Origin of the sequence: Streptomyces sp. NPDC102441, assembly GCF_044765585.1 — a bacterium.
Classification (GTDB): domain Bacteria; phylum Actinomycetota; class Actinomycetes; order Streptomycetales; family Streptomycetaceae; genus Streptomyces.
In genome coordinates, this window is record NZ_JBIWKH010000014.1 from 136,171 (window position 1) to 148,241 (window position 12,071).

Below are 12,071 nucleotides of genomic sequence, written 5' to 3' on the forward strand. Positions count from 1 at the left end.
TGGACGACCTGGCTTCGTGCAGCGGCGACTTCGCCCTGGCTGTCGACCGCGCACGGGCCGTCCTACACGACTTCATTCAGGCGGGCTCGCCCAGCGAGCTGGGTGAATGACGCGAGCTGTGATCACGGCCCGATCACGTCTTGGCTGCTGGTGGCTGGCGGGCCGCCACCCCCTCCCGTCTACTGAGCGCGTTCCCGGCGAGGCCCGCGCTCAGCCCGCCGGTGAGTTGGCAGACTGACGCGCTCCCAGCCGAAGGAGTCTCCATGGCCAAGCTCATCTACTCGATGATCACCTCGCTCGACGGTTACGCCGAGGCGGAGGAGGGCGACCTCGGCACCGGGGCCGAGGATCAGGAGGTGCATACCTTCGTCGGCGACCTCTTCCGCCCCGTCGGCACCTACCTCTACGGACGGCGGATGTACGAGACGATGGTCTATTGGGAGACCGCGCACACCGAGCCCGGCCATCTGCCGCACATCGTGCAGTACGCCCGCGACTGGCAGGCCGCGGAGAAGGTCGTGTACTCCACGACGCTCGATTCGGTGTCCAGCGCGAAGACCAGGATCGAGCGGACCTTCGACCCGGAGGCGGTGCGCAGGCTCAAGGCCGAGGCGGATCACGACCTCACCGTCGACGGCCCGAACCTCGCGGCCCAGGCCATCGCGGCCGGACTGGTGGACGAGTACCACCTGTTCATCACCACGAGCGTGGTCGGCGGCGGCAAGCGGTTCTTCCCCGACGGCGTACGCCTCGATCTCGAACTGGTCGAGGAGCGTGCCTTCGACAGCGGACTGATCTACGCGCGCTACCGGACCCGTCACTCCCCTTCCGGGCCCGTGACCACCTGACGAACCCCCGTCCAAGTGGCGTCGCGGGACCCGCCGTTCACCCCCACGGGCCGGGAGACGAGTTGCTGCCTGTTGCGCAACGGCAGGCCACCACGTGGGTATCTCTGGAAGACTCTGGTGCGGCATCGTCCGGCGTGGGAGTGCCTGGAGAGCAGGGGGACGCACGTGGAGGCGCAAAGCACCGATTCCTGGAGCACCGTGGGGCTGATCGTCCTCATCGTCGTGGGGCTTCTCGTCCTCGTCCTCCTCGTGAAATCGGTCCGCGTCATCCCGCAGGCCAGCGCCGCCATCGTGGAGCGCTTCGGCCGCTACACCCGCACCCTCGGCGCCGGGCCGCACTTCGTCGTCCCGTTCATCGACTCCATCCGCAACCGGATCGATCTCCGCGAGCAGGTCGTCCCCTTCCCGCCCCAGGCCGTGATCACCCAGGAGAACCTGGTCGTCAGCATCGACACGGTCATCTACTACCGGGTGACCGATCCCCGCTCCGCGACGTACGAGGTCGCCAGCTACATCCAGGCGATCGAGCAGCTCACCGTCACCACGCTGCGCGGACTCGTCAGCGGCATGGACCTGGAGCGCACTCTGGGATCCCGCGAAGCGATCAGCACGACCCTGCGCGAAGTGCTTGAGGGTGCCTCCGGCAAGTGGGGGATTCTCGTCAACCGTGTCGAGGTCAAGTCCATCGACCCGCCCGCCTCCGTCCAGGAAGCGGTGGAGATGGAGATGCGCGCCGGCCGGGACAAGCGCGCCACGATTCTCGCCGCCGAAGGCAGCAGGCAGTCGGCCATCCTCATCGCGGAGGGCGTCAGAAGGGCCGCGCTGACGGATGCGGAGACGCAGCGGGACGTGGCCGCGATCCTCGCCCCCGGGAACGCGTCGGACCCCGGGGACGCGCCGGCCCCCGCCGCACCACCGGTGGCTCCCGTCGTGGTGCCCCGGCAGCTGCGGCACGAGTCGCTGCGGAAGGACGACCCGCGCCGTATCGGCCGGTACCACCTGACGGCGCGGCTGGGCCAGGGAGGCATGGGGACGGTGTTCCTCGGCCGCTCCCCCGGGGAGCGCATGGTCGCCGTCAAGGTCGTCCACAACGAGTTCGCCGCCGATCCGACGTTCCGGCAGCGGTTCGCCCGCGAGATCGAGGCCGCGCGCCGCGTCGGCGGATTCCACACGGCTGCCGTGGTCGACGCCGACGCCGACAGCGAGCACCCGTGGCTGGTGACCGAGTACATCCCCGGCCCGTCTCTCCACGACGTCCTCAGGCAGCACGGCGCGATGCCCCCGAGGACCCTGCACACCCTTGCCCTCGGTATCGCCGAGGCACTGGAGGGGATCCACTCCTGCGGCATCATCCATCGCGACCTGAAGCCCGGCAACATCATCATCTCCGGAACAGGACCGCGCGTCATCGACTTCGGTATCGCCCGGGCCTTCGACAGCACCGCGCTCACCCGCACCAACATGGTCGTCGGCACACAGGGTTTTCTGGCGCCGGAACAGATCGCGGGCTCGCCCGGCACCCCCGCAGGCGATCTCTACGCCTACGGCATGGTGCTCTGCCACGCCGCCGGGGCCGTGCCCTTCCCGGCCGGTCAGACGCTCGAGTCGGCCCTGGAACTGCTGCCGTCAACTCTCGTCTCCGTCATCACCCGCTGTCTCACCCACGATCCGGCGCTCCGCCCGACCAGCACCGAGGTCCTCGAACAGCTCACCCAGATCCACCAGGAATCCGCCGACTGGCTGCCGCCCCCCATCCGCACGATGGTCGACCTCCACAACGCCCCCACGGTCTGACGCGCGGTCGGGCGCACGGTCGCCGGGAGGTCCCGGACGCGTACGGCGCCCGGTCCGGGGAGTGCTGCATCCGTGTTCCCCCGGTGACGCTCACGCTTCCCGCGCCCGCCCGGTGCGAGACTGCCGTCATGACCGCTCACCTCATCTCCGTCATCGGGAGCAGCCCCGGCGTCGGCAAGTCCACCCTGTGCCGTTCCGTGGTCGAGTGGCTCACCGATACCGGCGTATCGGTCGACCACTTCGAGGAGGCCGACATCCTGACGCGGCCCGCCTTCCGGCCCGTCGCGGACGAGTTCGCCGACGGCGCCAGATCGGTCCGGCCCTCGATCCTCGTCTCGTGCACGCGCGCCTACGTCGCCGAGTCGCTCCGGGCGGGCAGGGACCATCTGGTGACGGACTCCCTCCTGCCCTTCATCCCGTCCCTCGTGGCCTGGGGCCACGAGGAGGGGACCCTCGTCCGCGTCATGAGCGAGCTGACCCGCGCCGTGGATCCCGCCCAGGTCACCGTCGTGTACGTCCATGGCGACCCGGAGGCGGCGCTGCGGCGTGCCGTCGAGCGGGAGGGGGAGGCGTGGGGCGACTGGTACGTGCGGAAGCTCGCGGGCTCCCCCGGCACCCGGGGCGTCCACGACCTCGCGTCGGCCGCCGAACACCTGCGCTACGAGGCGGAGCTGACCCGCCGTCTTCTGGCGCAGTCGTCCTGGCAGCTCCTGACCGTGGACGTCGGGACGCTCGACGCCCAGGAAGCGGCCTTCCGCACCCGGCGCCGGCTGGCGGACGTCCTGGGTCTGCCGGAGGTCGTGGCCGCCGAGCGGTAGCCCCCGGGTGTCCTCCCTCAGAACGTGGGCCGGACCGAGCCCACCGCCTTGCCGTGGCCGAGGACCGGTGCGGTGGCGAGGGCGGTGAGGGTCTCGTCTCCGTCCACGTCCACCCCGAGACGGCGCAGCGCGGCGATCATCACCACGGGGCGGGAACGCTGGGAGCCGTCGGCGATCTTGAGGGCGACCGCTGATCCGTCGGGCAGGCCGAGCGCGTAGACGCCTTCGGCTCCGTCCTTGGCGACGGCTCCCGGCAGGGCGCCCATGAGGCGTGTCACGTCCCGGCCGGTGCCGCCGACGTAGCGCGGGTGGGTGTTCATCGCCCGGGCCACGCGGTGTTCGAGGCTTCCCTCCGGTGCCGAGGCCAGGCGGCCGAAGGCCCTGGCCAGGCCCCGCAGGGTGATGGCGAACAGCGGTGCGCCGCAGCCGTCGATGCCGGTGGCGGTGACCTTCTCGCCCGCCGTCTCCTCCAGCGTCTCGCGCAGCAGCACCTGGAGCGGGTGCCGGGGGTCGAGGTAGGTGGCGGTGTCCCAGCCGTTGGTGACGCAGGTCGCGAGCATCGCGGCGTGCTTGCCCGAGCAGTTCATCGTCAGCGGCGAGGGCTGCCCACCGCCCGCGAGATACGCGCGCAGCGCGTCCTCGCCGATCGGCAGGGCCGCCGTGCAGCGCAGCGCGTCCGTGCCGAGGTCCGCCGATGCCAGGATCGCCCGTACGCCCTCCAGGTGGATGTCCTCCCCGGAGTGGCTGGCGCAGCCCAGCGCCAGGAGGGGGCCGTCCAGGGCGAGCCCGGCGCGCAGCATGCCGAGCGCCTGGAGGGGCTTGTTCGACGAGCGCGGGTACATCGGGGCGTCCACGTCCCCGATCCGTACGCTCTCGGAGCCGTCAGGGCCGGTCGCGAGGACCGTCCCGTGGTGTACGGACTCCAGGAAGTCGCCCCGCCATACCTCGGCCAGCACGGTGTGCATCAGTTGTGTCCGCCTCTCCGTTTTCAGTCAACTGTTGACAGTTATCACTTGCCCTCGAACCCTGTCGAATGTGGGAGCGATTTTTTGGACACCCCTTGACAGCTGCGGAAACGTGGTTGTCAACTGGCGACTGTCAACACTTTCCCGGTCGAAGGAGGCAGTGCCCGTGAGCGAGACCCTGCAACGCGGCCTAGCCGTCCAGATCGCGGAGCTGTTGCGCGAGCGGCTGCTCAGCGGCAGCATCCGCCCCGGCACCCGTATCAACGAGGTGGTGCTCGCCCGGGAGCTCGGCACCAGCCGGGGTCCCCTGCGCGAGGCGGTGCGGCAGCTCGTCAGTGAGGGCCTGCTCGTGCACACCCCCAACCGGGGTGCCACGGTCTTCTCTGCCGACGCCGACGACGTGGCGGCCCTGTTCGAGCTCCGCATGGCTCTGGAGGCGGCCTCCGCGCGGCTCGCTGCCGAGCGCCGCGACGACAGGGACGTCACGGCGCTGCACTCGGCCTGCGCGCGGGCCCGGAAGACCATCCAGGGCGGCCGGCGCCTCGTGCACCGGCTGGATCTGGACTTCCACCGGACCCTGACCGACACCGCGCGCAGTCCTCGGATCGCGGAGCAGTTGTGGCGTGTGCAGCAGCAGATCATCCTGCTCCGCAGTCCGCTGGATGTTCCGCCGGCCCACACGGCCCGGTCCCTCGACGATCACGAGGAGATCGCCGCCGCCGTGGCGGAGGGCGAAGGCGAGCGCGCCGCCGCCCTCATGAACCTCCATCTCGACCGCGTACGGGTCCAGATGACGGCCTCGGCGGGTACGCCCGCCGTCGGCTGACCCCTCACCCCGCCGGCGGCTGACTCCTCACCAGGGAAGTCCCGCCCCCGTTCGCGCCGGGTGTCCGTACTCCGTGACGCCCCGGCACGCCCCCGCATGCCCTGTGCCGTAGCCCTGGCCCCCTCCGGGCGCCTCGGCACCCCCGGCCGGCACCGCTGCCCCCTCAGCCGCCGGCCGCTCCCCTCCTCCCCCACCGACCCGACCCCGTCCTCCCCCACCGACCCGACCCCGCCCGGCTCCCGCCGGCCACTGGAGTGCCCCGATGACCGACCCCTCCTCCGTGGTGGCGCCCCCGCGCGAACGCCGTACCCCCGGACTGTTTCTGGCCGCACTGCCCGTCGTGCTGATGCTCACCGTGATGATCACGGGCACCGTCTGGCTCGGCCTCGACCCCGTGGTCCTCCTCGTCGCGGCCTGCGCCGTCACCGGCTCCATCGCGCTGTGGATCGGCGTCACCTGGGACGAGATGCTCGTCGGCATACGGTCGAAGATCGACGCCGCGATGCCCGCGCTGCTGATCCTGATCGCCATCGGCATGCTCATCGGCACCTGGACGCTGAGCGGCACGATCCCGATGATCGTCGACTGGGGTCTCCGGTCCATCCAGCCGTCGTGGATCGTGGTCCTGGCGTTCCTGATCACCATGGTCGTCTCGACGGTGACCGGCACCTCCTGGGGTGCCGTCGGAACCGTCGGTGTCGCACTGATCGGGGTGGCCGGCGGCCTCGGCGTGTCCCTGCCGATGACGGCGGGCGCCATCATCTCCGGCGCCTACTTCGGCGACAAGATGTCCCCGATGTCGGACACCACCAACCTGGCCCCCGCGGTGGCCGGTTCGACGCTCTTCGAGCACATCAGGCACCTCCTCTACACGACGGGCCCCGCCGCGGTGCTGGCCTGCGTCCTGTATCTGGTCCTGGGCCGCACCCAGCACGCCGACGGGCAGGCCGCCCAGCGCACCGAGGCCCTTCGGGACGTGCTGGAGCAGGGGTTCCACTTCAACCTGCTGCTCCTGCTGCCGCCGGCCGTCGTGCTCCTGGGCGCGGTCATGAAGAAGCCGCCGCTGCCGACCATCATCGCCTCCTCGGCGGTCGCCGGTGCCCTGGGCGGGATCTTCCAGGGCTTCTCCCTCCAGCAGATCTGCTCCTCCGCCGCGACCGGCTTCACCACGTCGATGCTGAGCGGCCACGGCTCCATCGACCCCCAGCACCTGTCCGAGGCCGCCGACACGCTCCTCAACCGCGGCGGTATGTCGTCGATGGCGACGACCATGCTGATCGGTCTCGCCGGCTTCGCCTTCGCGGGCATCCTGACCGTGACCGGCTGCCTGGACGTCCTGATGCACCGGCTGCTCGGCAAGGTCCGCAGGACGGGCGGGATCATCCTCGCCACCGCGCTGAGCTCGATCGGCACGGCGCTCTCCATGGGCGTCTCGTACCTGACGATCATCGTGCCCGGTCAGGCGTTCCGGGACATCTACCCGGAGCGGGGACTCGCCCCGAAGAACCTCTCGCGCACCCTGGAGGACTCCGGCACGGTCTTCGTCCCGCTGATCCCGTGGACGGAGGCCGCCACCTACATGTCCGGGACCCTGGGTGTCGCGACCATGGCGTACGCCCCGTACGCGTTCCTGAACTACTTCGGGGTGATCATCGCGGTGATCTGCGGTTACACCGGATTCGGCATAGCCCGCCAGGAGCCGGTCCCCCGGCCGGCCTGAGGTCCGTGGGAAGTTACGGACAGGAATGGGGCCGGATGAGGGGCTCCAGCTGTCCGTAACTTCCCAATGGCCTTCAGCGGACCCGCGCGGGCGCCGGGTCGGGGGTCTTCGCATGGCGGGGGGCGATGGCCGGGGCGAGGAAGACGGCCACGGCGACGAACCCGAGGACGACGATCATGGCGGTCCGCAGCCCGTAGTGGTCGCCGAGGAAGCCGAGCACGGGAGGCCCGACGAGGAACGCGACGTAGCCGATCATCGCCACCAGGCTGACGCGGGCCGCCGGGTCGGGGCCCGAGTCACCGGCCGCCGAGAGCGCGACGGGGAAGCCGAGCGAGGCTCCCAGGCCCCAGAAGAGGACCGCCGCGCCGGCGAGGACGGGCGAGTCGGCGAAGATGACGAGGGCGAGTCCGAGGGCCGCGGACAGCGCGCTGGCCCGGACGACGGGGGCGCGCCCGAAGCGGTCGATGAAGAAGCCGCCGCAGAAGCGGCCGAGCGTCATGGCTGCGGCGAAGCCCGCGTAGACGCCCGATCCCAGGGCGGGGTCCATGCCGTGGCCGTCGACCATGAGCAGCGGCAGCCAGTCGTTGGCGGCGCCCTCGGCCAGTGCCATCGCGAGGATGATGCCGCCGATCAGCAGCAGGCGCCGGTCCTTCCGGACCGCGGGGCGGGCCGGTGCGGTGCCGTCCTCGGCGGGCCGGGCGCCCCTGGTCCTGCCGACGCCGGCGGGGACGGAGCGGAAGGCGTACGCGAACATTCCGAGCGCGGCCACGGCCACGGCGGTCAGGTGCCACGCCACCGGGAACCCGACGGCGGTGCACAGGATGCCGAGCGCGGCTCCCAGGACGGTGCCGAGGCTGAAGAAACCGTGCAGGGTGGGCAGTACCGTGCGGCGGGTGATCTGCTCGACGTCCGCGCCGTCGATGTTGACGGCCACCTCCGCGCCGCCCATCCCGGCGCCGGAGAGGAACAGCCCGGCCGTGACAACGGGGGCGGAGGAGAACAGGGCCCCGCAGCCGATGACCGCCAGGCCGGCGATGACCAGCACCGTGCCCATGCCCATGACCGGCCGGGTGCCGAACCGTGCGACCAGCGGCCCGGAGCTGAGGATGCCGAGCATGGAGCCGATGGACAGGCCGAAGAGGACGAGCCCCATCTGCGCGGTCGACGCCCCCAGTTGGTCCCTGATGTCGGGCGTCCGCGTCACCCACGAGGAGATCGACAGGCCGGGTATGAGGAAGAAGAAGAACAGTGCCGCTCGGCGGCGACGTGTGGCCAGGTCCATCGGTGACGCGCTCTTTCAGGAGTGCACGGCCGGGCGGACGCCGCCCCCGGATGAGTATGTACAAACGTACACTCTACGGTGGAAGCCCTCTAGAGCCAGCCGTGATCGCGGGCGATACGGGCCGCGACGTGGCGGTTCTCCGCGCCGAGCTTCATCGCGGCGGCCGAGAGGTGGTTGCGGACGGTCCCGCTGGACAGCGAGGCGCGGGAGGCGATGTCCGTGACCGGGGCCCCGTCCTCGGCGTACGACAGGAGTTCCGCCTCCCGGGGTGTCAGGGGTGAGTCGCCGGCGGCGATGGCGTCGGCCGCGAGTTCCTGGTCGACGTAGCGGCCGCCGGTGTGGACGGTGCGGATGATCTGCGCCAGTTGCTGCGCGGAGACCGTCTTGGGTACGAAGCCGCGCACCCCGACGCTCAGCGCGCGCTTCAGGGCTCCGGCCCTGGCGTGGCTGGTGACGATCATCGCGGCGCATCCGGGCACCGTGTCGCGCAGCCGGCCGGCGACCGCCACGCCGTCGAGGCCGGGCATCTGGAGGTCGAGGACGGCGACGTCGGGGCGGTGAGCCACCGCCATGGCCAGCGCCTCGTCGCCGGTTCCTGCCTGTGCGACGACGGTGATGTCGTCCTCCAGGGTGAGGAGGGAGGCGAGCGCGCCCCGGATGAGGTGCTCGTCGTCCGCCAACAGGACCCTGATCATTCGGCTTCCTCCCAGGGGATGCGTGCGGTGAGGCGGAAGACTCCGCCGGAGTGCTGCTCGAAGGCCAGCGTGCCGCTCAGTGCGGTCAGGCGCTCCTTCAGGCCGGACAGGCCTGTGCCGGTGCCGGGTTCCGCTCCGGACGCGCCGTCGTTCTCCATCACGAGCAGGGCCGTGGACGGACCCGCCGTACGGAGTGACATGGTGCAGCGGGACGCGCCCTGTGCGTGGCGGAGCACGTTCGTCGTCGCCTCGCGCACCACCCAGCCGAGGGCCGACTGCACGTCGGAGGGCAGGCGGTCGGCAGGTCCGTATTCGATGCGGCAGTCGATGCCCGCGGCGTCCAGGACGGAGCGTGCTCCGGCTAGTTCGGTGTGGAGGTCGGCGGTGCGGTAGCCACGGACCACCGAGCGGATCTCCCGCTGGGACTCCCGCGCGATGCTCTGCACCTCCTCCATGTGGTCGACCGCCTCGGGCCGGCCGCGCCGCGCCAGTTGTGCCGCGAGTTCGCTCTTGAGCGCCACGACCGCGAGGTTGCGGCCCAGTACGTCGTGCAGGTCGCGGCCGAAGCGGAGGCGTTCCTCGGCGACGGCCAGGCGTGCCTGCGTCTCGCGGGCGGCGGCCAGTTGCTGGATCAGCAGGACGCTCCATCCGGAGGCCCTGGCCGCGACGGCCATGAACGGCACCATGAGCAGGGAGCCGCTGACGACGAAGCCGAGGGCCGAGCCTGCCAGGCCCGCCGCGAAGCCCCCTGCCAGGAACGCGAGTGTCACGGCTGCCACGAGGACCCATCCCACCCGGAGCGGCAGGGCCAGCACGGGCGGTCCGGCGTAGAACATCAGCACCCACACCGTGTAGGAGGTCATGGCGCTGTCGTCGATGCGGCCCGACGACAGCAGCACGCATCCCAGGGCGGCCATGGCCACGGTCAGGGCGGTGTACGCCGCCACGAGCCCGCCGGGCCGTGGGCCCACGGCGACGTAGTGGCTGAGGGCGGCACGCCAGAGCAGGAACTGGACGGCCGCGTGGACCGCGCCCAGTACGGCCACGGATGCCGGCACATGCCCGGCGGTGTCCGCCTGGACGGCCCAGGTCGCCCACAGGCCCACCTCGCAGACGGCGAGGAAGCCGAAGCTGCCCAGTGCGTACCTGCGGTACCGCTCGGGGCCGTCCGGGCCGCCGAGCCGTTCCACCCAGTGCTCCACGCTCGTGCTCATGATCCTCGACTTCCCCGGTTTCCCCGTCCGGTATCCGCCGTACTCACTGGCGGGGGCTCCAGCGGAACCACTTCCGTACGCCGAGGGCCGCCGCCGCGATCCAGGCCAGGGCGATGAGCACCAGGCGGCCCTGGTCCATGCCCCCGAGGTCACCGGTCCAGCCGCCGCGCAGGAGGTCCATCGCCGGCGAGAAGGGCAGCCACGCGCTGATGTCGGCCGCCATGCCGGGCAGCACCTCACGCGGCATGAAGAGCCCGGATCCGGCCATGGTCACCAGCATGAACGGCAGGAACGTCAGCTGCGCGCTCTCCGCCGTGCGGGTGACGGCGGCCGTCAGCGCCGCCCCGGCGACGAGCAGCACCACACCCAGCAGCAGGCCGAGGACCGTGAGGTGCGGGGCCGCCGGCGCGGGGGCGTCCAGGACCGCCGTCAGTCCGACGGACAGCAGCAGGCACTGCACGAGCGCCAGCACCACGGCGGGGAGCGCGCCGCCGGCGAGGATCTCCCAGTCGCGCACCTCCCCCGTGCGCAGCCGCTTGAGTACCAGGCTCTCGCGGCGCGTGACGTAGACGCCGACCAGGTTCGTGTAGATGGAGAAGAACAGGGCCATGGCCAGGGTCCCCGGCAGGAGGACGGTCGCGATCGACAGGCCGGTGCCGCCCAGGTCGAGGCTCTTGACCAGGCCGCGCATCGAGAAGGCCATGGTGGCGGGCAGCACGAGGGCGGTGAAGAGCGCCGCCCTGCTGCGCAGCATGAGGGCCATCTCCGCGCGGCCGAGGGCCGCCATGCGGGAGGCGGGGCCGCGCCGTGCGGGCGGGGCGGTGGTCAACGGCCGGGCGGGGGCGGTCGTCGTCATCGTGACTCCTCGTTCTCGAAACCCTTGGCGATCTCCATGAAGGCCTCTTCCAGCGATGCGGAACGGGCGTCGAGCGCGTGCAGGGCGACGCCGGTGCGGTGGGCCCAGGTGAGCAGTTCGGTGGTCGTGCGCTGCAGGTCCCTGGTCTCCAGGCGGACGGTCCCTCCCTCGTCGGAGTGCCTGGTCACGCCCATCGGTGCGAGCGGCGGCAGTTCACCGAGGAAGCGGTCCTGGGGCAGCTGGAAGCTGATCCGGGAGGGCCGCTCGGCCACCACGTCGGCCACCCGCCCGGTGGTGGCGATCAGCCCCTTGTGCATGATCGCCAGCCGGTCGGCGAGCTGTTCGGCCTCCTCCAGGTAGTGCGTGGTGAGGAGCACCGTCGTGCCCTGGAGCTTGAGTTCGCGGATCAGCTCCCAGGTGTCCCGGCGCGACTGGGCGTCCAGGCCGGTGGTCGGCTCGTCGAGGAACAGCACCTCGGGCCGTCCGAGCAGGGCCAGCGCGAGGTCGAGGCGGCGGCGTTCGCCGCCGGAGAGCTGCTTGACCCTCACCGTGCGCCGGTCGGACAGCTTGGTCATTTCGAGGGCCTCGTCGGCGGGGCGTGCGCCGGTCGTGCAGCCGGCCCACATCCGTACGGTCTCCAGGACCGTCAGCTCCGGCGGGAAGCCGCCCTCCTGGAGCATCACCCCGATGCGGTGCCGTACGGCCGTCCGGTCGTGGAACGGGTCGTGGCCCAGCACCCGGACGCTCCCGCCGGTGGGGGTGTCCTGGCCCTCCAGGAGTTCGAGGGTGGAGGTCTTGCCTGCGCCGTTGGTTCCCAGCAGGGCGAAGAGCTCTCCCCGGGCGACCGTGAAGTCGATGCCGCGTACGGCCTCGAACCCCCGATAGCTTCGTTTCAGTCCGATGGTTTCGATGACTGCGTTCATGTCCTCCACACTCCCGGCGAGGCGAGGTGGAGGGCAGTGCGGTGTGTCATCGGGTCCCCATGACGCCTGTCATGGGGACGCATGACAGGCGTCATACCGCCGAACACAGGAAATCCCCGCTCCGGAATTG

Annotated in this window: 10 protein-coding genes and 2 pseudogenes; 6 read left to right on the top strand and 6 right to left on the bottom strand. The window is 71.3% G+C overall.

Annotated elements, in window-relative coordinates; translation table 11 throughout:
• The first annotated feature begins 263 nt into the window (after nucleotides 1-263).
• The 4 genes and pseudogenes from ACIREO_RS28665 (at nucleotide 264) to ACIREO_RS28680 (ending at nucleotide 3,460) form a co-directional block, all read left to right on the top strand.
• On the top strand, nucleotides 264-848 hold the full coding sequence (locus ACIREO_RS28665; protein ID WP_404115340.1) for a dihydrofolate reductase family protein: 585 nt from the start codon (nucleotides 264-266) through the stop codon (nucleotides 846-848).
• A gap of 198 nt (nucleotides 849-1,046) precedes the next feature.
• A pseudogene (locus ACIREO_RS28670) lies at nucleotides 1,047-1,727 on the top strand (SPFH domain-containing protein); the annotation flags it as partial.
• Nucleotides 1,728-1,853: 126 nt separating this feature from the next.
• Nucleotides 1,854-2,642, top strand: a pseudogene (locus tag ACIREO_RS28675) (serine/threonine-protein kinase); the annotation flags it as partial.
• Between the two features lie 128 nt (nucleotides 2,643-2,770).
• Nucleotides 2,771-3,460, top strand: coding sequence for a hypothetical protein (locus ACIREO_RS28680; protein WP_404115342.1), 690 nt, complete (start codon nucleotides 2,771-2,773; stop codon nucleotides 3,458-3,460).
• Nucleotides 3,461-3,477: 17 nt separating this feature from the next.
• Here the strand turns inward: ACIREO_RS28680 and ACIREO_RS28685 are convergent, their stop codons facing one another.
• Nucleotides 3,478-4,425, bottom strand: a complete 948-nt coding sequence (locus ACIREO_RS28685; RefSeq protein WP_404115344.1) for an asparaginase — start codon at nucleotides 4,423-4,425, stop codon at nucleotides 3,478-3,480.
• 166 nt (nucleotides 4,426-4,591) lie between these two features.
• Between ACIREO_RS28685 and ACIREO_RS28690 the strand changes: the two genes are divergently transcribed.
• Both ACIREO_RS28690 and nhaC read left to right on the top strand, forming a co-directional pair.
• Nucleotides 4,592-5,251, top strand: coding sequence for a GntR family transcriptional regulator (locus ACIREO_RS28690; protein WP_404115346.1), 660 nt, complete (start codon nucleotides 4,592-4,594; stop codon nucleotides 5,249-5,251).
• Between the two features lie 262 nt (nucleotides 5,252-5,513).
• Nucleotides 5,514-6,971 carry a Na+/H+ antiporter NhaC gene (gene nhaC / locus ACIREO_RS28695; RefSeq protein WP_404115348.1) on the top strand — a complete coding sequence of 486 codons (1,458 nt, stop codon included), beginning with the start codon at nucleotides 5,514-5,516 and terminating at the stop codon, nucleotides 6,969-6,971.
• Between the two features lie 73 nt (nucleotides 6,972-7,044).
• Here the strand turns inward: nhaC and ACIREO_RS28700 are convergent, their stop codons facing one another.
• The 5 genes from ACIREO_RS28700 to ACIREO_RS28720 all read right to left on the bottom strand — a co-directional run bounded on the left by ACIREO_RS28700 (nucleotide 7,045) and on the right by ACIREO_RS28720 (nucleotide 11,941).
• Nucleotides 7,045-8,253 carry an MFS transporter gene (locus ACIREO_RS28700; protein ID WP_404115350.1) on the bottom strand — a complete coding sequence of 403 codons (1,209 nt, stop codon included), beginning with the start codon at nucleotides 8,251-8,253 and terminating at the stop codon, nucleotides 7,045-7,047.
• 89 nt (nucleotides 8,254-8,342) lie between these two features.
• A complete protein-coding gene (locus ACIREO_RS28705; protein ID WP_404115352.1) occupies nucleotides 8,343-8,948 on the bottom strand; it encodes a DNA-binding response regulator in 606 nt (201 codons plus the stop codon).
• Entirely contained in the window at nucleotides 8,945-10,162 is a 1,218-nt protein-coding gene (locus ACIREO_RS28710; protein WP_404115354.1) for a sensor histidine kinase, read from the bottom strand. The genes ACIREO_RS28705 and ACIREO_RS28710 overlap by 4 nt, the downstream gene beginning before the upstream one ends.
• Nucleotides 10,163-10,205: 43 nt before the next feature.
• Nucleotides 10,206-11,018 carry an ABC transporter permease gene (locus ACIREO_RS28715; protein WP_404115356.1) on the bottom strand — a complete coding sequence of 271 codons (813 nt, stop codon included), beginning with the start codon at nucleotides 11,016-11,018 and terminating at the stop codon, nucleotides 10,206-10,208.
• Nucleotides 11,015-11,941, bottom strand: coding sequence for an ABC transporter ATP-binding protein (locus tag ACIREO_RS28720; protein WP_404115358.1), 927 nt, complete (start codon nucleotides 11,939-11,941; stop codon nucleotides 11,015-11,017). The genes ACIREO_RS28715 and ACIREO_RS28720 overlap by 4 nt, the downstream gene beginning before the upstream one ends.
• Between the last annotated feature and the right edge of the window lie 130 nt (nucleotides 11,942-12,071).

Coding starts and splice junctions, on each gene's coding strand:
- nhaC (WP_404115348.1), top strand. CDS start 5,514: ATGACCGACCCCTCCTCCGTGGTGGCGCCCCCGCGCGAACGCCGTACC.
- ACIREO_RS28665 (WP_404115340.1), top strand. CDS start 264: ATGGCCAAGCTCATCTACTCGATGATCACCTCGCTCGACGGTTACGCC.
- ACIREO_RS28705 (WP_404115352.1), bottom strand. CDS start 8,948: ATGATCAGGGTCCTGTTGGCGGACGACGAGCACCTCATCCGGGGCGCG.
- ACIREO_RS28700 (WP_404115350.1), bottom strand. CDS start 8,253: ATGGACCTGGCCACACGTCGCCGCCGAGCGGCACTGTTCTTCTTCTTC.
- ACIREO_RS28715 (WP_404115356.1), bottom strand. CDS start 11,018: ATGACGACGACCGCCCCCGCCCGGCCGTTGACCACCGCCCCGCCCGCA.
- ACIREO_RS28710 (WP_404115354.1), bottom strand. CDS start 10,162: ATGAGCACGAGCGTGGAGCACTGGGTGGAACGGCTCGGCGGCCCGGAC.
- ACIREO_RS28720 (WP_404115358.1), bottom strand. CDS start 11,941: ATGAACGCAGTCATCGAAACCATCGGACTGAAACGAAGCTATCGGGGG.
- ACIREO_RS28685 (WP_404115344.1), bottom strand. CDS start 4,425: ATGCACACCGTGCTGGCCGAGGTATGGCGGGGCGACTTCCTGGAGTCC.
- ACIREO_RS28680 (WP_404115342.1), top strand. CDS start 2,771: ATGACCGCTCACCTCATCTCCGTCATCGGGAGCAGCCCCGGCGTCGGC.